Consider the following 23,790-nt stretch of genomic DNA (forward strand, 5'->3'; position numbering starts at 1 on the left):
TTGATCCAGGTCATCGCCGGTGCGGGAAGAAAATGGCAGGCTAGGCCCCTTTTTCGGGACGGCCCATCAGATTATGCAGTTACAGAAATTAGTCAATATGTTTGGCGGCGATCTCTCGCGCCGCTATGGGCAAAAGGTCCATAAACTCACGCTGCATGGCGGATTCAGCTGTCCTAATCGCGACGGTACCATTGGGCGAGGCGGCTGTACTTTTTGCAACGTCGCCTCTTTTGCCGACGAAGCCCAGCAGCACAGTTCGATTGCTGAGCAGCTCGCGCATCAGGCCAGTCGCGTGAATCGCGCCCAGCGCTACCTTGCTTACTTCCAGGCCTACACCAGCACCTGGGCTGAGGTGCAGGTTCTGCGTGCTATGTACCAGCAGGCGGTGAGCCAGACCAGCATCGTGGGGCTCTGCGTAGGCACCCGGCCTGACTGCGTGCCCGAGAGCGTGCTGGATCTGCTAAGCGATTACCACGAACAGGGTTATGAGGTCTGGCTGGAGCTGGGTTTGCAGACGGCGAATGACAAAACGCTGCACCGGATCAACCGCGGGCATGATTTTGCCTGCTACCAGCAGACAACGCGGCGCGCTCGCGCTCGCGGGCTGAAGGTTTGCAGTCATCTGATTGTCGGTTTGCCCGGCGAAGGCCAGCAGCACTGCATGAACACGCTGGAAAAAGTGGTTGAAACCGGCGTGGACGGCCTGAAGCTGCACCCGCTGCATATCGTTGAAGGCAGCATCATGGCCAAAAGCTGGCGCGCTGGCCGCCTTGAGGGGATCGCGCTGGATGAGTATGTGGCCACCGCCGGCGAAATGATTCGCCATACGCCGCTTGATGTCGTGTTTCATCGTATTTCGGCTAACGCCAGGCGCCCAACCTTACTAGCGCCGGTGTGGTGCGAAAACCGCTGGGCCGCGATGGTGGATATCGACCGCTATTTACTGGCGTATGGGCCACAGGGTTCCGCGCTGGGAACGCCGTGGGATCTCTCAGATCTTTCTCGTAAATCCTGAGCAGGTCTCCGTTTTGCGGTATATTTAGCGCATCCACGGCGAAGGAATCGTTCCATGAAGCAAATCAGGTTATTGGCGCAGTATTACGTTGATCTTATGGTGAAGCTGGGGTTAGTCCGCTTCTCGCTGCTGTTGGCCTCCGCGCTGGTCGTGCTGGCGATGGTGGTGCAAATGGCCGTCACCATGCTGCTGCGCGGGCAGGTCGAGAGTATCGACGTTGTCCGTTCTATCTTCTTTGGCTTGCTGATTACGCCCTGGGCGGTTTATTTCCTGTCGGTGGTTGTCGAACAGCTCGAGGAGTCCCGGCAGCGGCTCTCTAAGCTGGTGGAGAAGCTGGAAGAGATGCGCGAGCGCGATCTCATCCTCAACGTGCAGCTGAAAGACAATATTGCTCAGCTGAACCAGGAGATCGCCGATCGCGTGAAGGCGGAAGCCGAGCGCCAGACCATGCTTGAGCAGCTCAAAGTTGAGATGCAGGAGCGCGAAGAGACGCAGATCCGCCTCGAGCAGCAATCCTCTTTCCTGCGCTCCTTCCTCGATGCTTCTCCCGATCTGGTCTTCTACCGCAACGAAGACAGAGAGTTTTCCGGCTGTAACAGGGCGATGGAGCTGCTGACCGGCAAGAGCGAGAAACAGCTTATCCACCTTAAGCCGCAGGATGTGTATTCTGCAGAAGCCGCCGAGAAAGTGCTGGAAACGGACGAAAAGGTGTTCCGTCACAACGTTTCTCTGACCTATGAGCAGTGGCTGGATTATCCGGACGGGCGAAAAGCCTGCTTTGAGATCCGTAAAGTACCCTATTACGATCGGGTCGGTAAGCGGCATGGGCTGATGGGCTTTGGCCGCGATATTACCGAGCGTAAACGCTATCAGGACGCGCTTGAACGTGCGAGCAGGGACAAGACCACCTTCATCTCAACCATCAGCCACGAGCTGCGTACGCCGCTTAACGGTATTGTCGGCCTGAGCCGTATTCTGCTGGACACCGATCTCACCGCCGAGCAGACCAATTACCTGAAAACGATCCATGTCTCCGCCATCACGCTAGGCAATATCTTCAACGATATTATTGATATGGATAAGCTTGAGCGCCGCAAAGTGCAGCTCGATAACCAGCCGGTGGATTTCACCAGCTTCCTTGCCGAGCTGGAAAACCTCTCTGGCCTGCAGGCCCAGCAAAAAGGGCTGTCGTTTGTAATGGAGCCGACGTTGCCGCTGCCGCACAAGGTGGTGACCGACGGCACGCGCCTGCGCCAGATCCTCTGGAATCTGATCAGCAACGCCGTGAAGTTTACCCCGAAGGATGGGCTGGTCACGGTGCGCGTTCGTTATGAGGAAGAGAGCTGCCTGCGCTTTGAAGTGCAGGACTCCGGCATCGGTATTCCGTTGGACGAGCAGGATAAAATCTTTGCCATGTACTATCAGGTAAAAGACAGCCACGGCGGTAAGCCTGCGACCGGGACCGGTATTGGGCTTGCGGTTTCGCGCCGCCTCGCGAAAAGCATGGGCGGAGATATTACCGTCTCCAGCAAACCGGGCGAAGGGTCGCTGTTCACGTTAACCGTTCAGGCCCCCCGGCTGGCGGAGGAAGTGGAGGACACGCTCGAAGATGACGATATGCCTTTGCCGGCGCTGCACGTGCTGCTGGTGGAGGATATCGAGCTTAACGTCATCGTGGCGCGTTCGGTGCTGGAGAAACTCGGCAACAGCGTTGATGTGGCAATGACGGGGAAAGAGGCGCTGGAGATGTTTATGCCGGGCGAATATGACCTCGTGCTGCTGGATATCCAGCTGCCGGATATGACCGGGCTGGATATCTCCCGCGAGCTGAATAAGCGTTTTAGCAAAGCTGAGCTGCCGCCGCTGGTGGCGTTGACGGCCAACGTGCTGAAAAACAAGAAAGAGTATCTTGAGGCCGGGATGGATGACGTGCTAAGCAAGCCGCTCGCCGTGCCGGCATTGATGTCGATGATCCAAAAATTCTGGGATAACCAGATAACACACAAGGAGCCCGTGGTGACAAAAGTCGATAGTGATAAACAGCAAGCGCTGCTCGATATTCCGATGCTCGAACAATATATCGAACTGGTGGGACCTAAACTTATTACCGATGGCCTGGCGATGTTTGAAAAAATGATGCCGGGTTATTTGGAGGTGCTCGATTCCAATATGACCGCGCGGGATAACAAAGGCGTGGTGGAAGAGGGGCATAAAATAAAAGGGGCGGCCGGTTCCGTTGGTTTACGGCATTTACAGCAGGTGGCCCAGCAAATTCAGTCTCCGGATCTTCCCGCCTGGTCAGATAATGTCGGTGAATGGATCGAGGAGCTGAAGCAAGAGTGGCAGCATGACGTCAGCGTATTAAAAGCGTGGGTTGCGGAAGCCGGAAAAAAATGACCCCGGCCAGGCCGGGGTGCGCGAATACTGCGCCAACACCAGGGAAAACAGGGTTGCGCCTTTTTTTAGCGTTGAGTTATGGAATGACACAACCAGCAATTCGCAGGCCGTCAGCCCTATAAGATAGCAAACCTTGTAATATTTGTTACGTGAATCAGTAAAATGTGTGAAGCGCGGCGATCAAATTAGCGTGAACGACGCTGATTCACCCCTGACGAAAGGAAAAAGTGCATGAAAAAAATAGGCGTCGTGCTTAGCGGCTGCGGGGTTTATGACGGCAGCGAGATCCATGAGGCAGTGTTAACGCTGCTTGCGCTTTCTCGCGCCGGTGCAGAGGCTATCTGCTTCGCCCCGGATAAAACACAGTCTGACGTTATCGATCATTTAACCGGTGAGCCTGCCGCAGAAACACGTAATGTCCTGCAGGAAGCGGCACGTATCACCCGAGGCAGTATTCAACCTCTGCGTGAGGCTGCGTCAGAAACCCTGGACGCATTAATTGTGCCTGGCGGTTTTGGCGCGGCTAAAAATCTGAGCACCTTTGCGTCGCAGGGGGTTGATTGTGAGGTTGACGCTGATTTATGTCGCCTGGCGCGGGAATGCCACGAGCAGGGTAAACCGCTGGGCTTTATCTGTATTGCCCCCGCGATGCTGCCTAAAATTCTGCAAATGCCGCTGCGTCTGACCATCGGCACAGATATCGATACCGCCGAGCTGCTGGAGGCGATGGGCGCGGAGCATGTCCCTTGCCCGGTAGATGATATCGTGGTGGACGAGGAACAGAAGGTGGTGACGACCCCGGCCTATATGCTGGCACAAAACATCGCTGAAGCCGCCGCCGGTATCGACAAGCTGGTGGCGCGAGTGCTGGAACTTAGCGAATGAGTAAAAGGCGTTTTGCGCCGTGGCAGTGGGTGAAACGCTGGTTGCTGAAGGCTCTGCTGGCGGTGCTATGCGTTTGGTGCGTCGGGATTCTGGTTTTCCGCTTCCTCCCTGTTCCCTTTTCCGCCGTCATGGTGGAGCGGCAGCTCGGCGCGTGGTTCAGCGGTAATTTCAGCTATATTGCCCATTCTGACTGGGTGTCCATGGATGAGATCTCGCCGTGGATGGGGCTTGCCGTGATAGCCTCCGAGGATCAGAAGTTTCCGGAGCACTGGGGCTTTGACACGGATGCTATAGAAAAGGCGCTGGCGCATAACGAGCGCAGCGAGAACAGAGTGCGCGGCGCATCGACGCTATCCCAGCAAACCGCGAAGAACCTGTTCTTGTGGGACGGGAGAAGCTGGCTGCGTAAAGGTCTGGAGGCAGGCCTGACGGTGGGGCTCGAGACGGCCTGGAGCAAGCGGCGCATTTTGACCGTCTATCTCAATATTGCCGAATTTGGTGAAGGGGTTTTTGGCGTAGAGAAGGCCTCCCGGCGCTATTTCAATAAACCTGCCAGCCGCCTGACGCCCGCCGAGGCGGCGCTGCTGGCGGCCGTGCTGCCTAACCCGATTCGTTTTAAGGCCAGTGCGCCATCAGGCTACATTCGCCAGCGCCAGCAGTGGATCTTGCGGCAGATGCGTCAGCTGGGCGGGGAGTCTTTCCTCGAGCAGCACAACCTGAAATAGTCCTCCGGAGCCCTGAATGAAAATTGTCATCGCGCCTGATTCCTTTAAGGAAAGCCTGACCGCCATGCAGGTAGCGGACGCCATTGAACAAGGCTTCAGCGAGATTTACCCGCATGCCGATTACATCAAACTGCCAATGGCCGACGGCGGAGAAGGCACCGTGGAGTCGATGGTGGCTGCCACCAAAGGGCAAATCATCCCGGTCACGGTGACCGGGCCGCTAGGGCTGCCCGTGGAGGCTTTCTTCGGGCTAACGGGTGACGGTGAGACCGCCATCATCGAGATGGCTGCGGCGTCAGGACTGCATCTTGTTCCGCCAGAAAAACGTAACCCGCTGCTGACCGGCACTTTTGGCACCGGTGAGCTTATCCTGGCGGCGCTTGAGCACGGTGCACGTAAAATCATTATTGGTATCGGCGGCAGCGCCACAAATGACGGCGGAGCAGGAATGATGCAGGCGCTGGGCGCTAAACTGCTCGGTGAGCAGGGCAATGTGCTGGGCGCGGGCGGCGCGGCGCTGGCGGAGCTTTCAGAGCTTGATCTTAGCCTGCTGGATGCCCGCCTGGCGAAGTGCGATATTCTTGTTGCCTGTGATGTCGACAATCCTCTCTGCGGTGAGCAGGGGGCCTCGGCGGTCTTTGGCCCGCAGAAAGGCGCCACGCCTGAGCAGGTTAAGCAGCTAGATAGCGCCCTGATGCATTACGGCGAACTGATCGAGCGCGCTGGCGGCAAAAAGGTTATCAACGTAGCGGGAACCGGTGCGGCAGGCGGCATGGGGGCTTCTCTGTATGGTCTTCTCAACGCCCGCCTGCAGCCAGGCGTAGAGATTATCACCGAAGCGCTCGGTCTTGCTGAAGCCGTTCAGGGTGCCGATCTGGTAATTACCGGGGAAGGGCGCATAGACAGCCAGACTGTCCACGGCAAAACGCCGATGGGTGTGGCAAAGGCGGCTAAGCGTTTTAACGTGCCGGTGATTGCGCTGGCAGGAGGCATGACGGCGGATTACGGCGTGGTGCATCAGCACGGCCTCGATGCCGTTTTTTCGGTCCTTAACCGGGTTCAGACGCTGCAAGAGGCGCTGGAGCAGGCAAGGGAGAATATCTGCGTGACGGCGCGTAACGTTGCTGCGGTATGGAAAATAGGGCGCGGCTGATCCCGCGCGCAAAGCCTTTAGTCTTCGTCAAACCCGGCATTGAACAGGGCAATCACGGCAGCGAGCGCTTGCTCCTCTTCCGGGCCTGTGACTTCAATTTCAATATGGCCACCCTTCGCGGAGTCCAGCATCAGTAGCGCGATAACGCTGCTGGCTTCTGCTTCGGTGCCCGCTTCGTTTCTCAGCATGACTTCAGCGTCAAAACTTTGTACCAGCTCAAACAGTTTCATCGCCGGGCGAGCATGCATGCCCAGCTTGTTGGTGATCTCAACGGTCTGCTTTACGGTCATGTTTTACGTTTTTCCAGCGTACGGTGACGGGACTGCACGTTCTTGCCGCGTGAACGGAAGTAGTCGGCCAGCTGCTCAGCAATATAAACCGAACGGTGCTTACCGCCGGTACAGCCGATCGCCACGGTCAGATAGCTACGGTTATTGGTTTCCAGCATCGGTAACCATAGCTCAAGATAGCTGCGGGTCTGGTAGATAAAATTGTGTACTTCTGTGTGCCTGTCGAGGAAGGCGGCAACCGGACGATCCAGGCCGGTCATTGGACGCAGCTTCGGATCCCAGTGCGGGTTAGGAAGAAAACGCACATCAAAGACATAATCGGCATCAATCGGTATGCCGTGCTTGAAGCCGAAGGACTCAAATACCATCGTCAGCTCGCGTTCACGTTTGCCCAGCAGACGGGTACGCAGCATCTCAGCCAGCTCATGCACCGACATTTCTGACGTGTCGATAATCAGGTCTGCCCGCGATTTCAGCGGCTCCAGCAGATCGCTCTCTTCGTCAATGGCGCTTTCCAGAGAGAGGTTTTTGCTGGAGAGCGGATGAAGACGGCGCGTATCGCTGTAGCGGCGAATCAGCGTATTGCGGTCGGCATCAAGGAACAGCAGCTGCGGAGAAAAGGCGTCCGGCAGGCTGTCCATCGCGTGTTCGAAGATCTCCGGCGACTCCGGCATGTTGCGCACGTCAATGCTCACCGCCGCGGAAATTTGCCGGTCGGCAAGGGTTTTCGCCAGCTCCGGCAGCAGCACCACCGGCAGGTTATCCACGCAGTAGAATCCCATATCTTCCAGTGCGCGCAAGGCTACAGACTTCCCTGAACCTGAGCGGCCGCTGACAATCATCAGCACCATGTAATCATTCCCCCGATTTATCTGTCTGAGACATCAAACGCGCCGATTATTCGTGCTCACTGCCGTTATCGACTTCTGTTTCAGTAATTATCTGATAAAGCTCTTCGTCGCTGTTGGCAGAGCGTAGCCGACGACAAATCGTCTTATCCGCCAGACGCTTGGCCACCAGGGAAAGCGTGTGGAGATGCGTTTTTGTCTGGTCTGCCGGCACCAGCAACGCAAAGAGCAGATCGACCGGCTGGTTATCGATGGCGTCAAACGCGATAGGCGTTTCCAGCTGGATAAAGACGCCTACCGCACGCAGCGTGTCTTCTTCCAGCTTGCCGTGAGGAATGGCGATGCCGTTACCAATGCCCGTACTGCCCATGCGTTCGCGGGTAAGCACGGCTTCGAAAACGACCTGGGGCGGCAGGCCAAGCTGTTTAGCTGCCAGTTCGCTGATGATTTCCAGCGCGCGTTTCTTACTCTGGCAGTGGACGCCACTGCGAGTACATTCCTGGTTAAGGACATTGCTCAGTTGTAGAGCGGAATCGTTGTTCATCATAAGTTCACCTAAGCACTATTTGTGCAAACGGCCCGCTACTCAGGCAGCGGGCCGGCCATATGCACATCGGATGCCCGGATTATCAGTGTTGTTTTAATTTATCTTTGTGTTTTGTTAACTGTCGGGCAAGTTTATCAATCAGACCGTCAATCGCGGCGTACATGTCCTGGCCTTCGGCGCTGGCATGCAGTTCTCCACCATTCACATGCAGCGTAGCATCCGCTGTATGGGTGACTTTTTCCACCTTTAATACAATATAAACCTGGTTAATTCTTTCGAAGTACTGCTCCAGTTTGGCAAACTTCGAGTTCAGAAACTCACGCAGTGCCTCGGTGATCTCGACGTTTTGTCCCGTAATGTTGAGCTGCATAGTGTCTTCCTTATCGGTGAAGTCACACCAGCTGCTTGCGCTGGTTTGACGGTGGAATGGATAAAGACTCTCGGTACTTCGCAACTGTGCGGCGAGCCACCATAATACCCTGATCCGACAGCAGAGAGGTTAACTTGCTGTCGCTCAACGGCTTGGCTGGGTTCTCCGCAGCAATTAACTTCTTCACCAGCGCCCGGATTGCCGTGGAGGAGGCTTCGCCGCCGCCTTCGGTATTGACGTGGCTGGAGAAGAAATACTTCAATTCAAAGATGCCGCGCGGGCTATGCAAATACTTCTGGGTCGTCACCCTGGAGATCGTCGACTCGTGCATCTCAACCGCCTGAGCAATGTCGGCGAGCACCATCGGCTTCATGTGCTCTTCACCGTGCTCGAAGAACGCCTGCTGCTGCTCGACGATGCACCGGCTTACGCGCAATAGCGTATCATTGCGGCTTTCCAGACTTTTAATCAACCATTTCGCTTCCTGCAGGTTGCTGCGAATAAACTGCGAGTCGCTGTCATTGCGTGCGCTGCCGCCCATGGCTGCATATTGTTGGTTGATCTTGAGGCGTGGAATGCTGTCGGCGTTAAGTTCAACGACCCAGCGTGTCAGGTGCTTACGCACCAGAACGTCAGGAATCACGTACTCCGGTTCGCCGGTTTGAATCGACTGGCCCGGGCGAGGATCGAGGGACTGAATCAGGCACATCGCCTCTTTCAGCGCGTCCTCTTTAATGCGCGTGACCCGCATTAGCGTACGGAAATCATGATTCGCCAGCAGATCTAAATGATCGCTAACGATAAGCCTGGCCTCTGACAGCCAGGGCGTCTCTTTGGCGTACTGAGACAGCTGAATCAGCAGGCAATCCCGCAGATCTCTTGCCGCGACGCCCACCGGATCAAAGCGCTGAATGCGCTTCAGCACGGCTTCAACTTCGTCGAGGGTCACGTCGTCGTGGCCGAGGCTTTCAAGAATGTCTTCCAGAGGAACGGTGAGATACCCGGTTTCATCGACAGCGTCGACGATGGAGGTGGCGATCGCGACGTCCGTATCGGAAAACGGCGTCAGATCGACCTGCCACATCAGGTAGTCCTGCAGCGACTGGGTCGTTTCGCCTTGATAAACGGGGAGTTCGTCATCGAGATAGTCGGTGCCCGTACCTGAAGGCGTGCCGGCGGTATAAATTTCATCCCAGCTGGCATCCAGCGGCAGCTCATCGGGCATCTCTTTCTGCTCGAGGGCTTCACGGGTATCCATCGCTTCGTTCTCAGGCTGCTCCTGAGTATCGATCTCATCATGCAGGTCGGTTTGCTCAAGCAATGGATTACTGTCCAGTGCCTGCTGGAGTTCTTGCTGAAGCTCTAACGTTGAGAGCTGCAGCAGGCGGATGGCCTGTTGCAGCTGGGGCGTCATAGCAAGTTGTTGGCTAAGCCGTAGTTGCAAACCTTGCTTCATGTTCAGAGCAAACTTCCTCAAATAAGTCGTGTAAGACTTCCCACCCTATCAGAGTCTGAACTCTTCGCCCAGATAGACTCGCTTAACTTGTTCGTCTTCAAGGATTTCTTCCGGCGTACCGTGCGCAATCAGGTGGCCCTGACTGACGATATAGGCGCGTTCGCAAACCGCCAGCGTTTCACGGACGTTATGGTCGGTGATCAACACGCCGAGGCCGCTGTCCCGCAGATGTTCGATGATGCGTTTGATATCGATAACGGAAATTGGGTCAACCCCGGCAAAGGGTTCATCCAGCAAAATGAATTTCGGGTTTGCTGCCAGCGCGCGCGCGATCTCAACGCGGCGACGTTCACCGCCTGACAGTGACTGCCCGAGGTTATTGCGCAGATGTGAGATATGGAACTCTTCCATCAGCTCATTGGCGCGGTCTTCGCGCTGCTCGGACGTCAGGTCATCCCGAATCTGCAGCACCGCCATCAGGTTATCAAAAACGCTCAGGCGACGGAAAATAGAGGCCTCCTGCGGCAGATAACCGATGCCGCGACGGGCGCGGGCGTGCAGCGGAAGCAGGCTGATATCTTCCTCATCGATAATGATGTTTCCCGCATCGCGCGGCACGATGCCCACCACCATGTAAAAGGTGGTGGTTTTGCCGGCACCGTTTGGCCCGAGCAGGCCGACGATTTCACCGGATTTTACGGTCAGGCTGACGTCTTCGACGACGCGGCGGCCTTTGTAAGCTTTGGCCAGGTTTTTCGCGATTAAAGTTGCCATAACGAATCAGTTACTCTTTTTCTGTGCCGGCTGCTGGCCGTTTTTGTTTTGCAGCTGAGACGGCACCAGCACGGTGGTGACGCGTTTGCCTTTCTCGCTAAACGCCTGCATTTTTTGATCTTTCACCAGATAGGTGATCTTGTCGCCGGTGATGTTGCTGTCCAGCTGTTCAAGATAGGCGTTTCCGGTCAGCACCACGAAGTCATTGGCCAGTTCATAATGCATGGTGGAGGCGTGGCCTTTTACCGGCTTACCGCTGTCCTGCATCTGATAGAAAGTGGCAGGGTTGCCGTAACCATCAATCACCTCTTTGCCCTGTTCGCCACCCGGACGGGTAACCACGACCTTATCGGCGTTGATTTTGATGCTGCCCTGCGTCACGACGACATTCCCGGTGAAGGTCACGACGTTGCCCTGCATATCGAGAGACTGCTGGTCTGACTCGATATGAATCGGCTGATCGGTATCACCGGTCAGCGCCCAGGCTGACAAAGGCGCGGCAAAAAGCGAACCAAGCAGAACAAGTTTAAGGCTGAGTTTGTTTATTCTGGATTTCATAAGAGGTTTTAACCTTTTCAATCAGCTGTGCAGTTTGGCTGCGTAAGTTGCCACGCATTTTCAGGCCACTGGAATTAAATGTGGTGCCGTACAGGGTCACCAGGTCGTCCGAGGCGACATCCTGGGTAATTAAATTCACCTGTGCATTATCCGTCGTAATTTTACGTAACTGCGAATCAGGCGTTAGCGCAGTGACGACGACGTTACCGTACAAATAAAGCATCTTGTCATCGGTAAGTTTGGCGCGATCTGCGTGAATTTCCCAGGTAGCGATCTTATTTTCATCGTACTGGGTCATCACGGGCCTGGTGAACCAGGAGATACCGGTATCCGAGAAATATTCAACGTGCTGGGCGATAAGCTTGTAGTTAAGCGCGCCCTGCGGGTTGTAGACAACCGTGGTGGAATATTCACTCTGATAAGTCGGCGCATCGTTATTGACGGCTACGCCGGGATCGTCCCTGTCGGTCAGATTCAGGCCGATCAGGACTAAAACTGCGATGACGAGCAGGAAAATAACCCAACGTCTGGTTTTACTCATATGGACTGTCCTTTGGCCTCGTCAAGCTTACCTTGCGCCATCAGCAGCAGATCGCAAACTTCGCGTACTGCGCCCCGGCCGCCGCTTATTCTTGTTACGTAATCCGCTTTTGGCGTCAGTAATGGGTGTGCATCAGCAACGGCACAGCTTAAGCCGACCTGCGCCATCACCGGCCAGTCGATCAGATCATCGCCAATGTAGGCCACCTGCTCCGGGGAAACCGTGACCTTTGAGAGCAGGTCGCGAAACGCCACAAGCTTGTCGGACTGCCCCTGGTAGAGGTGGGTAATGCCCAGCGTTTCGCAGCGATCTTCCAGCAGCTTTGCTTTCCTGCCCGTAATTATAGCGACTTCAATCCCGGAGGTCAGGGCGCAGCGAATGCCATAACCATCGCGCACGTTAAAGGCTTTAAGCTCTTCACCGTTGTTGCCCATATAAATAAGGCCGTCGGACATTACGCCATCGACGTCCAGAATCAGCAGGCGAATCTCTTTCGCCCGCGCTATGACCTGCGCGCTTACCGGCCCGTAGCAGGTATTCAGCAGCGCATCGCGGTTACTCATTAAGGCTAATCCTTTTTTAAACTACGCCTGCGCGCAGCATGTCATGCATATGTACCACACCCAGCAACTGGTCGCCATCCGCGACCATAACCGAGGTGATATGGCGAGACTGCATCAGGTTCAGTGCATCGACCGCCAGAGTGCCAGGACGTACGCGAATGCCGCCCGTCGTCATGACATCAGCAATGCGTAAAGTGTTTAAATCAGCGCCCATATCGAACACGCGACGTAAGTCGCCGTCGGTAAAGATGCCTTCAATTTTCATCAGGTCGTTGCAAATGACCGTCATTCCCATATTTTTACGGGTAATTTCAAGCAGCGCGTCGCGCAGAGAGGCCTCTTTGCTGACGTGCGGAATATCATCGCCCGTGTGCATAATATCGTTGACGCGTAATAACAGCTTGCGGCCCAGCGCACCGCCCGGATGGGACAGGGCGAAGTCTTCAGCGGTAAAACCACGCGCCTTCAGCAGGGCAACGGCCAGCGCATCGCCCATCACCAGCGTTGCGGTGGTGCTCGATGTCGGCGCCAGACCAAGCGGACACGCCTCCTGAGGGACTTTAATGCACAGGTGGATATCCGCCGCGCGGCCCATGGAGCTTTCGGGACGTGCGGTCATGCAGATTAGCGGCACCTGCAGACGTTTTAACACCGGAATGAGCGCCAGAATCTCATTTGACTCGCCGGAGTTAGAAATCGCGATAACGATATCCTGTGCGGTAACCATCCCCAGATCGCCATGGCTGGCTTCTCCCGGATGGACAAAAAAGGCAGGCGTGCCGGTGCTGGCAAACGTCGCCGCCATTTTTTTACCGATATGACCCGATTTTCCCATGCCCATCACAACCACTTTGCCCGGGCAGTAGAATATCTTCTCACAGGCCTGCGAGAAATCGTCGTTGATGTACTGGTCTAGCTGAGCCAGGCCTTCACGTTCAATATTGAGCACGTCTTTGCCCGCTTGTTGAAAGTCAAAACCCGGCGCTAAATCTATATGAGACATAATTCCCGTTTCCGTTTTATCCGACGACAGGTGGCGCAACAAACCACAGCACCACAATCCATATGATAAACCCACATGTTAACAGAGCGCCCGCGAGCCTGCCGATTTGGCGCGGTTTGCGCCAGCAAAGCGCGGCAAAAACAGCACTTACCGCTAACATCAGCCAGTAATCCCGGGCAAATACCAGCGGATCCAGATGGCCTGGCGCCACCAGGGCTGGGATCCCGAGAACAAACACCACGTTAAAGATACTCGAGCCGATGATATTACCAATCGCGATGTCATCTTCGCCTTTGCGAGCCCCGGCAATGGCGGTAGCTAATTCCGGCAGGCTGGTGCCAACCGCGATAACCGTCAAACCGATAACCAGCTCGCTCACGCCAAAATAGTGGGCAAGCACCGAGGCGTTATCGATGACCATACGTGTCGCCATCGGCATAATAACCAAAGCCACGCCCAGCCATAGAAAGGCGACGGAAAGACCGCCTTCCTGAGGAAGCTCCGCCAGCTGCTCACGCGTCAGGCTATCCACGCCCTGGCGCTCGGCAAGGCGGCCTATTCTAATGATAAACAGCAGATATAGCACTGCCATTATCAGCAGGATGACGCCTTCCGCCTGCGTTAGCTCGCCATCATATAAAAACAGGCCCGCGGCGGCGCTTACTGCCAACATTAGGGGCAATTCACGCCGCAGAATATCGGAATTAACGGTAAATGGGTGCAGAAGCGCGGCAAGCCCAAGAATAAGCATGATATTGGTGATATTCGACCCGATAGCGGTTCCGACGGCTAAATCCAGCTGACCCTGGAGCGCTGAAGAGCTGGCAATGATGATTTCAGGCAGTGAGGTGCCTATGCTGACCACCGTCATGCCAATAATCAGCGGGGGGATCCCGATGCTGCGACAAAGGATTGCCGCGGCGAAAACTAATCGGTCGGCGCCATAGACCACCAGAAGTAAACCAATAATTAATAGCGCCGTAGCTAACAGCATGAAAAATCCTTTCTTAAGGTATAATCGCCAATCCTGCGGGCCCGTAGGTTCAGGCTAAACGACCTTCAGCCAGAACCCGGCGATAAGTCTTAATTCTGACTTTATGCGGTGGAAAAGTAAAACAAATGCCAGCTTTCGCTAACCCGCACAGGTAATATTCTGTAAAAATGATGGGTTGGAGCATCTCTTTAAGGCCATGCTTGTCGGCAAACATTAAAAAGGAAAGGCGATGAGTCAGACTGAAGCGAATCTGGTTGAGATCCGTGGGATGAGTTTTTCCCGCGGGGATCGCCAGATTTTCGAGAATATTTCTCTGACCGTACCGCGCGGCAAGGTCACGGCGATCATGGGGCCATCGGGGATCGGCAAGACGACGCTATTAAAGCTGATCGGCGGTCAGATCCAGCCGGACAGCGGTGAGATCCTGTTTGACGGCGAGAATGTTCCGGCGATGTCACGCTCCCGGCTTTTCACCGTTCGCAAACGCATGAGCATGCTGTTTCAGTCCGGAGCCCTGTTTACCGATCTTAACGTTTTCGAAAACGTAGCTTATCCGCTGCGCGAGCACCGGCAACTGCCTGAACCTTTGCTGCAAAGCACGGTGATGATGAAGCTGGAGGCTGTAGGGCTTCGCGGTGCCGCTAAGCTGATGCCTTCTGAACTGTCCGGCGGGATGGCTCGTCGCGCGGCTTTGGCCCGCGCCATTGCGCTGGAGCCAGACCTGATTATGTTTGATGAGCCTTTTGTCGGTCAGGATCCTATTACCATGGGCGTGTTGGTTAAGCTTATTTCCGAGCTTAACAGTTCGCTCGGCGTTACCTGCATCGTGGTCTCCCACGATGTGCCTGAAGTATTAAGCATCGCGGATTACGCTTATATCGCTGCCGATCGCCACATTGTTGCACACGGTAGCCCCGCAGAGCTGCGCGAAAATCACGACCCGCGCGTGCGACAGTTCCTGGACGGGATCGCCGACGGCCCGGTGCCGTTCCGCTATCCCGCCGGGGATTATCAACAAGATTTGTTATCTGGAACGAGGAGCTAAACTGCCCATGCTGCTAAATGCACTGGCCTCTTTCGGGCGACGTGGGATTAAAACCTGCGCTTCGTTCGGGCGTGCCGGACTGATGTTGTTTAACGCGCTGGTAGGGAAACCTGAGTTTCGCAAGCATGCGCCATTGTTGGTGCGTCAGCTCTATAATGTCGGCGTACTGTCGATGCTGATCATCATGGTGTCCGGCCTGTTTATCGGCATGGTGCTTGGGCTGCAGGGCTATCTGGTTCTGACGACCTACAGCGCTGAGTCGAGTCTCGGCATGTTGGTGGCGCTCTCCCTGCTGCGTGAACTTGGCCCGGTCGTTGCCGCCTTGCTGTTTGCCGGACGCGCGGGTTCTGCGTTAACGGCTGAAATTGGCCTGATGCGCGCGACCGAGCAGCTTTCCAGCATGGAGATGATGGCGGTTGATCCGCTGCGCCGCGTCGTCTCGCCGCGTTTTTGGGCCGGGGTGATTTCGCTGCCGCTGCTGACGCTGATTTTTGTCGCCGTGGGCGTTTGGGGCGGCGCGCTGGTCGGGGTTAACTGGAAAGGCATTGACGCCGGTTTCTTCTGGTCTGCGATGCAAAATGCGGTCTCCTGGCGGCTTGATTTGGTGAACTGCGTAATCAAGAGCGTAGTCTTCGCCGTTACCGTAACGTGGATTGCGCTATTCAACGGGTACGATGCTGTTCCGACCTCCGCAGGAATTAGCCGGGCCACCACACGCACCGTTGTGCACGCTTCTCTGGCCGTCCTCGGCCTCGATTTTGTGCTGACAGCACTGATGTTTGGGAATTGAGTTCATGCAGACAAAGAAATTTGAAGTTTGGGTTGGTGCTTTTATGCTGGTAGCGCTGGTTGCCATTGTTTTTCTCTGCCTGAAGGTGGCTAACGTCACCTCGTTACGCAGTGAACCGACCTACCGGGTCTACGCCACCTTCGACAACATCGGCGGCCTGAAAATGAGCTCGCCGGTTCGCCTCGGCGGCGTTGTGATTGGCCGCGTGGATGGGATTGCCCTCGATCCAAAAACTTACCTGCCTCGCGTAACGCTGGATATTGAGCAGCGCTACAACCAGATCCCGGATACCAGCTCGCTGGCGATCCGCACTTCTGGCCTGCTGGGCGAGCAGTATATTGCGCTTAACCTCGGTTTTGACGACCCGGAACTGGGGTCATCTATGCTTAAAGAGGGCAGCACCATTCAGGATACGAAGTCTGCGCTGGTACTTGAGGATCTGATTGGTCAGTTCCTCTATAAGAGCGGCAATGGCGACAATAAGAATGATGGCGATGCCGGGGCACATTCTGCGGGGCATACTGAAGCCGCACCGCCGTCAGGCACCACGAATTAATTTAAGAGGAACGAGTAATGTTTAAGCGTCTTATGATGGTTGCCATGCTGGTGATTGCGCCGTTTGCGATGGCGGCCGATCAAACCAACCCTTACAAATTAATGAACGAGGCGGCGCAGAAGACCTTTGACCGTCTGAAGAGCGAGCAGCCTAAAATTCGGCAGAACCCTAACTATCTGCGCGAGATCGTCGGTCAGGAGCTGCTGCCTTACGTTCAGATTAAATACGCTGGCGCTCTGGTGCTGGGTCGCTACTACAAAGACGCGACACCTGCGCAGCGTGACGCCTACTTTAAGGCCTTCGAAGAGTACCTGAAGCAGGCCTACGGCCAGGCGCTGGCGATGTATCACGGTCAGACTTACCAGATCGCCCCGGAGCAGCCGCTGGGTAACGCAGATATTGTGGCCATCCGCGTGACGATCATCGATCCGAACGGCCGCCCGCCGGTGCGCCTCGACTTCCAGTGGCGTAAAAACAGCCAAACGGGTAATTGGCAGGCTTACGACATGATCGCGGAAGGGATCAGCATGATCACCACGAAACAGAACGAGTGGAGCGACCTGCTGCGCACCAAAGGGATTGATGGTTTGACCGCCCAGCTGCAGTCCATTTCGAAGCAGCCGATTACGCTGGACAATAAACAGTAATGGCTGAAGAACTGAGCTGGAAACAGGAAGGCAGCACTCTGCACCTCCACGGCGAGCTGGACGGCGAAACCGTCCAGCAGCTCTGGCGCCAGCGTGAGAAGGCGGTCGCCGGGATAACCACCTTTGAGCTTCGCGGCTTAACGCGAGTTGATACCGCGGGGCTGGCGCTGCTTATCCACCTGGTCGCTCTCGTCAGCCGTCAGGGGCGTCAGGTTGAGCTGCACGGAGCCAGCGAAAATTTACGGACGCTGGCCCAGCTTTATAACCTGCCAGAGTCGCTGCTTCCGCATCTGGCAGGCTAATGATTTCAGCACGTTACTATCAAAGCCCTCGAACTGTTAAGTTCCGGGGCTTTTTGCTTATTTCAGCGGACGCCACTTTCCTCTAAGATGTGTGGCTTATTTCATCATTTATTAATCGACGAATAGATACCCCCATGGAAAATCATGAAATTCAGACCGTGCTGATGAACGCACTGCCCCTCCAGGAAGTCCACGTCACGGGCGATGGCAGCCACTTTCAGGTAATAGCTGTGGGTGAGTTATTCGCCGAGTTAAGTCGCGTCAAGAAACAGCAGACGGTTTATGCGCCGCTGATGGCGTTTATTGCCGATAATCGCATGCATGCCGTTTCCATCAAGACCTACACGCCGGAAGAGTGGGCGCGCGATCGCAAACTGAATGGTTTTTGAATCATTAGCGCAGGCTGGTGATAACGTATTGAATTTAAAAGAGAGCAGTTTCAATGGATAAATTTCGTGTGCAGGGGCCGACTCGCCTGAGTGGTGAAGTGACAATCTCAGGGGCTAAAAACGCCGCGCTGCCCATCCTCTTTGCCGCCCTTCTGGCGGAAGAGCCGGTAGAGATTCAGAACGTTCCAAAACTGAAAGATATTGACACTACCATGAAGCTGCTGAGCCAGCTGGGTACCAAAGTTGAGCGTAATGGCTCCGTCTACATTGATGCCAGCGGCGTGAATATCTTTTGTGCCCCCTACGAGCTGGTAAAAACCATGCGCGCGTCTATCTGGGCGCTGGGGCCGCTGGTGGCGCGTTTTGGTCAGGGGCAGGTTTCTCTGCCCGGCGGCTGTGCCATCGGCGCTCGCCCGGTTGACCTGCACATTACCGGCCTGGAGCAGCTTGGCGCGGAGATTAAGCTGGAAGAGGGCTACGTTAAGGCTTCGGTCAATGGCCGTCTTAAAGGTGCCCACATTGTGATGGATAAGGTGAGCGTCGGCGCTACCGTTACCATCATGAGCGCGGCAACCCTTGCCGAAGGCAAGACGGTGATTGAAAACGCCGCTCGCGAACCTGAAATCGTCGATACGGCGAACTTCCTCAACACTCTGGGCGCGAAGATCAGCGGCGCGGGTACCGATCGCATCACCATCGAAGGCGTAGCTCGTTTAGGCGGCGGTGTTTATCGCGTTCTGCCTGACCGCATCGAAACCGGGACCTTCCTGGTGGCGGCGGCTATCTCCGGCGGCAAAATCCTCTGCCGGAATGCGCAACCTGATACCCTGGATGCGGTGCTGGCCAAGCTGCGCGAAGCGGGTGCCGAGGTTGAAACCGGCGATGACTGGATCAGTCTGGATATGCACGGCCAGCGTCCAAAAGGCGTGACCGTGCGTACCGCGCCACACCCAGGCTTCCCAACCGATATGCAGGCGCAGTTCACCCTGCTAAACCTGGTGGCTGAGGGAACGGGCGTGATCACCGAAACTATCTTTGAAAACCGCTTTATGCACGTGCCTGAGTTAATCCGCATGGGCGCACACGCGGAAATCGAAAGCAACACCGTGATCTGCCACGGCGTAGAGAAGCTTTCCGGCGCGCAGGTGATGGCGACCGATCTTCGTGCGTCAGCAAGTCTTGTGCTTGCCGGCTGTATCGCCGAAGGGACAACGCTGGTTGACCGTATCTACCACATCGACCGCGGCTACGAGCGTATTGAAGATAAACTTCAGGCCTTGGGTGCTAAGATTGAGCGCGTGAAGGGCAGCGAATAAGGCTCTTTCAACAGGAGAAAACCGGGGCAAGCCCCGGTTTTTTTATGGCTGCCGAATCTTGCTGCTTCTGTCAATAAACTCATGGGTGATGGGATCGTGATAACGCGACGGCCAGATGACCTGAGGTGCGACGCCCAAAGCCTGAGCGATGATGAGCTCCCCTTTAGGCCAGGGGCGAGATAGCGCGTTAGCGAGCGTTGATGAGCTTAAGCCTGACTCGCGTGATAAGGCGGCAAGCGAGGTTCTTCTTTTTCGTAGAGCTGCAATGATATCTGCTGGATGCCAGTCCACGTACTGATTTTCCATGATGTCTCCCTTTGAGCTTACAAGTCCTGCTGGAACTTAGCGTGAGTTCAGAAATGGTTATAGCATAAAAAGTTCCAAATGATTCCTGTAAGTGTAAGGAATAACGTATTCTGTGTTTTCATTCGCAAATATCATGAAAGATCGTGGAAATTGCAGGTTCAAGAGGGAAGGTGTCGGGCGAAAAGGGAAGGTTTATTGGAAACTTTAGCGCGCCATATGGCGCGCTAAAACAGGCGTTAACGATCGCGCTGTACCGACATGTGGGCTAACGAGATCAGCGCTTCACGGTAAGGGGTATCCGGAAGCACAGACAGTGCGGCAATAGCCTTATCCGCCTCTTCCTCCGCGCGCTGACGGGTCCATTCCAGAGAGCCACAGTCCGCCATGGCCTTCAGCACAGGATCAAGAAGATGACGACCATTTCCCTGTTCGATCGCTTCACGGATCATCTGCGCCTGCTCCGGTGAGCCGTTACGCATGGCGTGCAGCAGCGGCAGCGTCGGTTTTCCTTCGTTCAGATCGTCTCCGACGTTTTTACCCAGGGTTTGCCCGTCTGCGCTGTAATCCAGCAGGTCATCAATGAGCTGGAAAGCCGTACCCAGGTAGCGTCCATAATCCTGTAGCGCCTTTTCCTGGATCTCTGTGGCGTTCGCCAGGATCCCGGAACATTGTGCTGCGGCTTCAAACAGGCGGGCTGTTTTGCTGTAAATCACCCGCATATAGCTTTCTTCAGTGATATCTGGGTCATTACAGTTCATCAGCTGCAACACTTCGCCTTCGGCGATGACGTTGACAGCCTCAGACATGACCTCCAGCACTTTTAACGAGCCCAGGCTGGTCATCATCTGAAACGCTCGCGTATAGATGAAGTCACCGACCAGCACGCTGGCGGCGTTGCCAAAAGCGGCGTTAGCTGTGGCTTTCCCACGGCGCATATCTGACTCGTCCACGACGTCATCATGAAGCAGGGTGGCGGTATGTATGAATTCGATAAGAGCCGCTATTCTGACATGCGCCTGCCCTTCATAGGCAAGCGCCCGCGCGCTAAGCACGGCAATCATCGGGCGGATACGTTTGCCGCCGCCGCTGACGATGTAGTAGCCCAGTTGGTTGATCAGCTGGACATCAGAATTCAGTTGCTCAAGGATTGTCGCATTGACACCCGCCATATCTTGCGCGGTTAACTCATTAATTTTTTCTAAATTCATCGCAAAAGTCTGGCTTTCGTCCTGTTTATTCCATATCCGTATGGCATAACGAGAGGGTTGAGGTTCGATACTGTAGTACAGATTGTACTGAAAAAACGAGGCAGATAAACGGTGTCTGTGCTGTTGCGTTTTTTTTCTACGGTAATTGACGATCGGGCTTGTCAAAGCCTCACGATTTGCGTAATATTCGCGCCCTATTGTGAATATTTATAGCGCTACCTGAATCCAATGAAAGGCAAGCGCGGAAAGCGGAGTTTTATATGTACGCGGTTTTCCAAAGTGGTGGTAAACAACACCGAGTAAGCGAAGGTCAGACCGTTCGCCTGGAAAAGCTGGACATCGCAACTGGCGAAACTGTTGAGTTCGCTGAAGTTCTGATGATCGCAAACGGTGAAGAAGTCAAAATCGGCGTTCCTTTCGTTGATGGTGGCGTTATCAAAGCTGAAGTCGTTGCTCACGGTCGTGGCGAGAAAGTTAAAATCGTTAAGTTCCGTCGCCGTAAACACTATCGTAAGCAAGCGGGCCACCGTCAGTGGTTCACTGATGTGAAAATTACTGGCATCAGCGCCTAAGACCTGAGGAGTAGATTAAATGGCACATAAAAAGGCTGGCGGCTCAACTCGTAACGGTCGCGATTCAGAAGCAAAACGCCTGGGTGTAAAACGCTTTGGCGGCGAAACTGTACTGGCTGGTAGCATCATCGTTCGTCAACGTGGTACCAAATTCCACGCTGGCAACAATGTAGGTTGTGGTCGTGACCACACCCTGTTTGCTAAAGCAGACGGTAAAGTAAAATTCGAAGTTAAAGGCCCGAACAATCGTAAATACATCAGCATCGTTGCTGAGTAAGTTTTTCGGTCCGGTAACGGATGAAAGCCCCGCAACGTGTTGCGGGGCTTTTTACATTGTACGCCTGGTAAATTAAAGCAGGGAATGGGCATGGGGCAGCAGGCGGGAATCGGCATTCTTTTAGCGCTCACTACGGCAATGTGCTGGGGAGCGTTACCGATAGCGATGAAGCAGGTACTTCCGGTGATGGCGCCGCCAACGGTGGTCTTTTACCGGTTCCTGATGGCCGGCATCGGCCTCGGCATTATCCTTGCCATACGGGGTAAGCTACCGCCGCTCAGGATGTTTCGTAAACCTCGATGGCTGGCGCTGTTAGCGATCGCCACCGGCGGATTATTTGGCAACTTTTTGTTCTTTAGCTCCTCCCTGCAGTATTTAAGTCCTACCGCGTCTCAGGTTATTGGCCAGCTTTCTCCCGTAGGGATGATGGTGGCGAGCGTGGTGGTGCTGAAAGAAAGGATGCGCGGCACGCAGATTATGGGTGCCGTTATGCTCCTGAGCGGGCTGGTGATGTTCTTTAACACCAGCCTGGTGGAGATTTTTACCCGCCTGACGGATTACACCCTTGGGGTAATCTTTGGCGTGCTGGCGGCAACGGTTTGGGTCAGTTATGGTGTGGCGCAGAAGGTGTTATTACGCCGGCTGGCCTCGCAACAGATCCTCTTTTTGCTGTACACTTTATGTACTATTGCCCTTTTGCCGCTGGCAAAACCGGGCGTTATTTTCCAGCTCAGTAGCTGGCAACTGGCGTGCCTGGTTTTTTGCGGTCTGAATACGCTGGTAGGCTATGGCGCGCTCGCTGAGGCGATGGCGCGCTGGCAGGCCTCCCAGGTTAGCGCCATCATTACGCTGACGCCGCTGTTTACGCTGCTGTTCTCAGACCTGCTGTCTCAGGCCTGGCCCGAGTATTTCGCCATACCGATACTTAACCTTGTGGGGTATATCGGTGCGCTGGTGGTTGTGGCTGGTGCTATGTATTCTGCGATTGGCCACCGCCTTTGGGGGCGCTGGCGTAAGACCGAAACGGCCACACCGGTGCCACGTTCGGGCGAATGATTTACGGAGAAGTAAGATGAAGTTTGTTGATGAAGCAACGATCCTGGTCGTAGCAGGTGATGGCGGTAACGGCTGCGTTAGCTTCCGTCGTGAAAAGTATATCCCGAGAGGCGGCCCGGACGGCGGTGACGGCGGTGACGGCGGTGACGTATGGCTTGAAGCTGACGAAAACCTGAATACGCTCATCGATTACCGTTTTGAAAAGGCTTTCCGTGCCGAACGTGGTCAGAATGGCCAAAGCCGAGACTGTACCGGCAAGCGTGGCCATGACGTGACGGTGAAGGTGCCCGTCGGTACCCGCGTTATCGATCAGGGCACCGGAGAAACCATGGGCGATATGACGCAGCACGGTCAGAAGCTGATGGTTGCCAAGGGCGGCTGGCACGGTCTGGGCAACACCCGTTTTAAATCCTCGGTTAACCGTACGCCTCGCCAGAAAACGATGGGTACACCCGGTGAGAAACGCGACCTGCAGCTAGAGCTGATGCTGCTGGCCGATGTTGGTATGCTGGGGATGCCAAACGCAGGCAAATCCACCTTTATTCGCGCGGTATCTGCAGCGAAGCCGAAGGTTGCTGACTATCCGTTTACCACATTGGTCCCTAGCCTGGGCGTGGTTCGTATGGATAACGAGAAGAGCTTTGTCGTGGCGGATATCCCGGGGCTGATTGAAGGGGCTGCCGACGGCGCGGGTCTTGGTATTCGCTTCCTGAAGCACCTTGAGCGCTGTCGCGTGCTGCTGCACCTCATTGATATTGAGCCTATCGACGGTTCGGATCCGGTTGAAAACGCCCGGATTATCGTCGGCGAGCTTGAAAAGTACAGCGAAAGCCTGGCCTCCAAACCACGCTGGCTTGTCTTCAATAAAATCGACCTGATGGATAAAGCGCAGGCCGAAGAGAAGGCGAAAGCGATTGCTGAAGCGCTTGGTTGGGAAGATAAATACTATCTCATCTCTGCCGCCAGCCAGATGGGCGTGAAAGACCTCTGCTGGGATGTCATGACCTTTATCATTGAGAACCCGATTGCGGCGATCGATGTTGTTAAACAGCCCGAGAAAGTCGAGTTTATGTGGGATGATTACCATCGCCAGCAGCTGGACGAAATGGAAGCTGAAGCAGAAGAGGACTGGGATGATGACTGGGACGATGAAGACGACGAAGGCGTCGAAATCATCTACCAGAAGTAAATCTCAACGAAGAAGGCC

Annotated in this window: 29 protein-coding genes; 16 read left to right on the forward strand and 13 right to left on the reverse strand. The window is 55.1% G+C overall.

Annotated features, from left to right (window positions below):
- Positions 1 to 73 precede the first annotated feature (73 nt).
- The 5 genes from EL098_RS01615 to EL098_RS01635 all read left to right on the forward strand — a co-directional run bounded on the left by EL098_RS01615 (position 74) and on the right by EL098_RS01635 (position 6,175).
- On the forward strand, positions 74 to 1,015 hold the full coding sequence (locus tag EL098_RS01615; RefSeq protein WP_126354365.1) for a TIGR01212 family radical SAM protein: 942 nt from the start codon (positions 74 to 76) through the stop codon (positions 1,013 to 1,015).
- Positions 1,016 to 1,069: 54 nt separating this feature from the next.
- Positions 1,070 to 3,412 (forward strand): aerobic respiration two-component sensor histidine kinase ArcB, encoded by a 2,343-nt coding sequence (gene arcB, locus EL098_RS01620; protein ID WP_126354366.1) that lies wholly within the window; start codon positions 1,070 to 1,072, stop codon positions 3,410 to 3,412.
- A 231-nt stretch (positions 3,413 to 3,643) separates the two neighbouring features.
- Positions 3,644 to 4,297, forward strand: coding sequence for an isoprenoid biosynthesis glyoxalase ElbB (elbB, locus tag EL098_RS01625; protein ID WP_126354367.1), 654 nt, complete (start codon positions 3,644 to 3,646; stop codon positions 4,295 to 4,297).
- Positions 4,294 to 5,022, forward strand: a complete 729-nt coding sequence (mtgA, locus tag EL098_RS01630) for a monofunctional biosynthetic peptidoglycan transglycosylase (protein ID WP_126354368.1) — start codon at positions 4,294 to 4,296, stop codon at positions 5,020 to 5,022. The genes elbB and mtgA overlap by 4 nt, the downstream gene beginning before the upstream one ends.
- Before the next feature lie 16 nt (positions 5,023 to 5,038).
- Positions 5,039 to 6,175, forward strand: a complete 1,137-nt coding sequence (locus EL098_RS01635) for a glycerate kinase (protein WP_126354369.1) — start codon at positions 5,039 to 5,041, stop codon at positions 6,173 to 6,175.
- Between the two features lie 17 nt (positions 6,176 to 6,192).
- Here the strand turns inward: EL098_RS01635 and npr are convergent, their stop codons facing one another.
- The 11 genes from npr to EL098_RS01690 form a co-directional block, all read right to left on the reverse strand.
- On the reverse strand, positions 6,193 to 6,465 hold the full coding sequence (gene npr, locus EL098_RS01640) for a PTS phosphocarrier protein NPr (protein ID WP_038478422.1): 273 nt from the start codon (positions 6,463 to 6,465) through the stop codon (positions 6,193 to 6,195).
- Complete coding sequence (gene rapZ, locus EL098_RS01645; protein WP_008454836.1) at positions 6,462 to 7,316, reverse strand: RNase adapter RapZ; 855 nt, start codon at positions 7,314 to 7,316, stop codon at positions 6,462 to 6,464. The genes npr and rapZ overlap by 4 nt, the downstream gene beginning before the upstream one ends.
- 46 nt (positions 7,317 to 7,362) lie before the next feature.
- The gene (ptsN, locus tag EL098_RS01650) at positions 7,363 to 7,860 is read right to left on the reverse strand and encodes a PTS IIA-like nitrogen regulatory protein PtsN (protein ID WP_126354370.1); all 498 of its coding nucleotides are present in this window, start codon (positions 7,858 to 7,860) and stop codon (positions 7,363 to 7,365) included.
- Positions 7,861 to 7,942: 82 nt separating this feature from the next.
- Positions 7,943 to 8,230, reverse strand: coding sequence for a ribosome hibernation promoting factor (hpf, locus tag EL098_RS01655; protein ID WP_008454833.1), 288 nt, complete (start codon positions 8,228 to 8,230; stop codon positions 7,943 to 7,945).
- 22 nt (positions 8,231 to 8,252) lie between these two features.
- On the reverse strand, positions 8,253 to 9,686 hold the full coding sequence (gene rpoN, locus EL098_RS01660; protein WP_126354371.1) for an RNA polymerase factor sigma-54: 1,434 nt from the start codon (positions 9,684 to 9,686) through the stop codon (positions 8,253 to 8,255).
- A 48-nt stretch (positions 9,687 to 9,734) separates the two neighbouring features.
- A complete protein-coding gene (gene lptB / locus EL098_RS01665) occupies positions 9,735 to 10,460 on the reverse strand; it encodes an LPS export ABC transporter ATP-binding protein (RefSeq protein WP_045784120.1) in 726 nt (241 codons plus the stop codon).
- Between the two features lie 6 nt (positions 10,461 to 10,466).
- Positions 10,467 to 11,018, reverse strand: a complete 552-nt coding sequence (gene lptA / locus EL098_RS01670) for a lipopolysaccharide ABC transporter substrate-binding protein LptA (protein WP_126354372.1) — start codon at positions 11,016 to 11,018, stop codon at positions 10,467 to 10,469.
- The gene (gene lptC / locus EL098_RS01675; RefSeq protein WP_126354373.1) at positions 10,987 to 11,559 is read right to left on the reverse strand and encodes an LPS export ABC transporter periplasmic protein LptC; all 573 of its coding nucleotides are present in this window, start codon (positions 11,557 to 11,559) and stop codon (positions 10,987 to 10,989) included. The genes lptA and lptC overlap by 32 nt, the downstream gene beginning before the upstream one ends.
- A complete protein-coding gene (gene kdsC, locus EL098_RS01680; protein WP_126354374.1) occupies positions 11,556 to 12,122 on the reverse strand; it encodes a 3-deoxy-manno-octulosonate-8-phosphatase KdsC in 567 nt (188 codons plus the stop codon). The genes lptC and kdsC overlap by 4 nt, the downstream gene beginning before the upstream one ends.
- Positions 12,123 to 12,138: 16 nt before the next feature.
- A complete protein-coding gene (gene kdsD / locus EL098_RS01685) occupies positions 12,139 to 13,125 on the reverse strand; it encodes an arabinose-5-phosphate isomerase KdsD (protein ID WP_126354375.1) in 987 nt (328 codons plus the stop codon).
- Positions 13,126 to 13,141: 16 nt separating this feature from the next.
- Positions 13,142 to 14,119 (reverse strand): calcium/sodium antiporter, encoded by a 978-nt coding sequence (locus EL098_RS01690; protein ID WP_126354376.1) that lies wholly within the window; start codon positions 14,117 to 14,119, stop codon positions 13,142 to 13,144.
- Positions 14,120 to 14,348: 229 nt separating this feature from the next.
- Between EL098_RS01690 and mlaF the strand changes: the two genes are divergently transcribed.
- From mlaF to murA, 7 genes are all read left to right on the forward strand, one after another.
- On the forward strand, positions 14,349 to 15,164 hold the full coding sequence (mlaF, locus tag EL098_RS01695; RefSeq protein WP_126354377.1) for a phospholipid ABC transporter ATP-binding protein MlaF: 816 nt from the start codon (positions 14,349 to 14,351) through the stop codon (positions 15,162 to 15,164).
- A gap of 7 nt (positions 15,165 to 15,171) precedes the next feature.
- Entirely contained in the window at positions 15,172 to 15,954 is a 783-nt protein-coding gene (gene mlaE, locus EL098_RS01700) for a lipid asymmetry maintenance ABC transporter permease subunit MlaE (RefSeq protein ID WP_126354378.1), read from the forward strand.
- A 4-nt stretch (positions 15,955 to 15,958) separates the two neighbouring features.
- Complete coding sequence (mlaD, locus tag EL098_RS01705; RefSeq protein ID WP_126354379.1) at positions 15,959 to 16,510, forward strand: outer membrane lipid asymmetry maintenance protein MlaD; 552 nt, start codon at positions 15,959 to 15,961, stop codon at positions 16,508 to 16,510.
- Positions 16,511 to 16,527: 17 nt separating this feature from the next.
- On the forward strand, positions 16,528 to 17,157 hold the full coding sequence (mlaC, locus tag EL098_RS01710) for a phospholipid-binding protein MlaC (RefSeq protein ID WP_126354380.1): 630 nt from the start codon (positions 16,528 to 16,530) through the stop codon (positions 17,155 to 17,157).
- Positions 17,157 to 17,459 carry a lipid asymmetry maintenance protein MlaB gene (mlaB, locus tag EL098_RS01715; RefSeq protein ID WP_126354381.1) on the forward strand — a complete coding sequence of 101 codons (303 nt, stop codon included), beginning with the start codon at positions 17,157 to 17,159 and terminating at the stop codon, positions 17,457 to 17,459. The genes mlaC and mlaB overlap by 1 nt, the downstream gene beginning before the upstream one ends.
- A gap of 134 nt (positions 17,460 to 17,593) precedes the next feature.
- Complete coding sequence (ibaG, locus tag EL098_RS01720; RefSeq protein ID WP_126354382.1) at positions 17,594 to 17,848, forward strand: BolA family iron metabolism protein IbaG; 255 nt, start codon at positions 17,594 to 17,596, stop codon at positions 17,846 to 17,848.
- Between the two features lie 53 nt (positions 17,849 to 17,901).
- Complete coding sequence (gene murA / locus EL098_RS01725) at positions 17,902 to 19,164, forward strand: UDP-N-acetylglucosamine 1-carboxyvinyltransferase (protein ID WP_126354383.1); 1,263 nt, start codon at positions 17,902 to 17,904, stop codon at positions 19,162 to 19,164.
- Between the two features lie 42 nt (positions 19,165 to 19,206).
- Here the strand turns inward: murA and sfsB are convergent, their stop codons facing one another.
- Entirely contained in the window at positions 19,207 to 19,470 is a 264-nt protein-coding gene (sfsB, locus tag EL098_RS01730; protein ID WP_126354384.1) for a DNA-binding transcriptional regulator SfsB, read from the reverse strand.
- Positions 19,471 to 19,706: 236 nt separating this feature from the next.
- Positions 19,707 to 20,678, reverse strand: coding sequence for an octaprenyl diphosphate synthase (gene ispB, locus EL098_RS01735; protein ID WP_126354385.1), 972 nt, complete (start codon positions 20,676 to 20,678; stop codon positions 19,707 to 19,709).
- Positions 20,679 to 20,938: 260 nt separating this feature from the next.
- Here ispB and rplU point away from each other — a divergent pair, with 260 nt between their 5' ends.
- The 4 genes from rplU to cgtA all read left to right on the forward strand — a co-directional run bounded on the left by rplU (position 20,939) and on the right by cgtA (position 23,772).
- Positions 20,939 to 21,250 carry a 50S ribosomal protein L21 gene (gene rplU, locus EL098_RS01740; RefSeq protein ID WP_008454812.1) on the forward strand — a complete coding sequence of 104 codons (312 nt, stop codon included), beginning with the start codon at positions 20,939 to 20,941 and terminating at the stop codon, positions 21,248 to 21,250.
- Between the two features lie 19 nt (positions 21,251 to 21,269).
- Positions 21,270 to 21,527, forward strand: coding sequence for a 50S ribosomal protein L27 (gene rpmA, locus EL098_RS01745; protein ID WP_007673187.1), 258 nt, complete (start codon positions 21,270 to 21,272; stop codon positions 21,525 to 21,527).
- A gap of 90 nt (positions 21,528 to 21,617) precedes the next feature.
- Positions 21,618 to 22,583, forward strand: a complete 966-nt coding sequence (locus tag EL098_RS01750; RefSeq protein ID WP_126354386.1) for a DMT family transporter — start codon at positions 21,618 to 21,620, stop codon at positions 22,581 to 22,583.
- A gap of 16 nt (positions 22,584 to 22,599) precedes the next feature.
- On the forward strand, positions 22,600 to 23,772 hold the full coding sequence (gene cgtA / locus EL098_RS01755) for an Obg family GTPase CgtA (RefSeq protein ID WP_126354387.1): 1,173 nt from the start codon (positions 22,600 to 22,602) through the stop codon (positions 23,770 to 23,772).
- The last annotated feature ends 18 nt before the right edge of the window (positions 23,773 to 23,790 follow it).

It is taken from the genome of Cedecea lapagei (genome assembly GCF_900635955.1).
GTDB lineage: Bacteria > Pseudomonadota > Gammaproteobacteria > Enterobacterales > Enterobacteriaceae > Cedecea > Cedecea lapagei.

Bases quoted from the DNA above. Each gene is read 5' to 3' on its own strand.
- EL098_RS01615 (WP_126354365.1), top strand. From the start codon at position 74: ATGCAGTTACAGAAATTAGTCAATATGTTTGGCGGCGATCTCTCGCGC.
- arcB (WP_126354366.1), top strand. From the start codon at position 1,070: ATGAAGCAAATCAGGTTATTGGCGCAGTATTACGTTGATCTTATGGTG.
- elbB (WP_126354367.1), top strand. From the start codon at position 3,644: ATGAAAAAAATAGGCGTCGTGCTTAGCGGCTGCGGGGTTTATGACGGC.
- mtgA (WP_126354368.1), top strand. From the start codon at position 4,294: ATGAGTAAAAGGCGTTTTGCGCCGTGGCAGTGGGTGAAACGCTGGTTG.
- EL098_RS01635 (WP_126354369.1), top strand. From the start codon at position 5,039: ATGAAAATTGTCATCGCGCCTGATTCCTTTAAGGAAAGCCTGACCGCC.
- npr (WP_038478422.1), bottom strand. From the start codon at position 6,465: ATGACCGTAAAGCAGACCGTTGAGATCACCAACAAGCTGGGCATGCAT.
- rapZ (WP_008454836.1), bottom strand. From the start codon at position 7,316: ATGGTGCTGATGATTGTCAGCGGCCGCTCAGGTTCAGGGAAGTCTGTA.
- ptsN (WP_126354370.1), bottom strand. From the start codon at position 7,860: ATGATGAACAACGATTCCGCTCTACAACTGAGCAATGTCCTTAACCAG.
- hpf (WP_008454833.1), bottom strand. From the start codon at position 8,230: ATGCAGCTCAACATTACGGGACAAAACGTCGAGATCACCGAGGCACTG.
- rpoN (WP_126354371.1), bottom strand. From the start codon at position 9,686: ATGAAGCAAGGTTTGCAACTACGGCTTAGCCAACAACTTGCTATGACG.
- lptB (WP_045784120.1), bottom strand. From the start codon at position 10,460: ATGGCAACTTTAATCGCGAAAAACCTGGCCAAAGCTTACAAAGGCCGC.
- lptA (WP_126354372.1), bottom strand. From the start codon at position 11,018: ATGAAATCCAGAATAAACAAACTCAGCCTTAAACTTGTTCTGCTTGGT.
- lptC (WP_126354373.1), bottom strand. From the start codon at position 11,559: ATGAGTAAAACCAGACGTTGGGTTATTTTCCTGCTCGTCATCGCAGTT.
- kdsC (WP_126354374.1), bottom strand. From the start codon at position 12,122: ATGAGTAACCGCGATGCGCTGCTGAATACCTGCTACGGGCCGGTAAGC.
- kdsD (WP_126354375.1), bottom strand. From the start codon at position 13,125: ATGTCTCATATAGATTTAGCGCCGGGTTTTGACTTTCAACAAGCGGGC.
- EL098_RS01690 (WP_126354376.1), bottom strand. From the start codon at position 14,119: ATGCTGTTAGCTACGGCGCTATTAATTATTGGTTTACTTCTGGTGGTC.
- mlaF (WP_126354377.1), top strand. From the start codon at position 14,349: ATGAGTCAGACTGAAGCGAATCTGGTTGAGATCCGTGGGATGAGTTTT.
- mlaE (WP_126354378.1), top strand. From the start codon at position 15,172: ATGCTGCTAAATGCACTGGCCTCTTTCGGGCGACGTGGGATTAAAACC.
- mlaD (WP_126354379.1), top strand. From the start codon at position 15,959: ATGCAGACAAAGAAATTTGAAGTTTGGGTTGGTGCTTTTATGCTGGTA.
- mlaC (WP_126354380.1), top strand. From the start codon at position 16,528: ATGTTTAAGCGTCTTATGATGGTTGCCATGCTGGTGATTGCGCCGTTT.
- mlaB (WP_126354381.1), top strand. From the start codon at position 17,157: ATGGCTGAAGAACTGAGCTGGAAACAGGAAGGCAGCACTCTGCACCTC.
- ibaG (WP_126354382.1), top strand. From the start codon at position 17,594: ATGGAAAATCATGAAATTCAGACCGTGCTGATGAACGCACTGCCCCTC.
- murA (WP_126354383.1), top strand. From the start codon at position 17,902: ATGGATAAATTTCGTGTGCAGGGGCCGACTCGCCTGAGTGGTGAAGTG.
- sfsB (WP_126354384.1), bottom strand. From the start codon at position 19,470: ATGGAAAATCAGTACGTGGACTGGCATCCAGCAGATATCATTGCAGCT.
- ispB (WP_126354385.1), bottom strand. From the start codon at position 20,678: ATGAATTTAGAAAAAATTAATGAGTTAACCGCGCAAGATATGGCGGGT.
- rplU (WP_008454812.1), top strand. From the start codon at position 20,939: ATGTACGCGGTTTTCCAAAGTGGTGGTAAACAACACCGAGTAAGCGAA.
- rpmA (WP_007673187.1), top strand. From the start codon at position 21,270: ATGGCACATAAAAAGGCTGGCGGCTCAACTCGTAACGGTCGCGATTCA.
- EL098_RS01750 (WP_126354386.1), top strand. From the start codon at position 21,618: ATGGGGCAGCAGGCGGGAATCGGCATTCTTTTAGCGCTCACTACGGCA.
- cgtA (WP_126354387.1), top strand. From the start codon at position 22,600: ATGAAGTTTGTTGATGAAGCAACGATCCTGGTCGTAGCAGGTGATGGC.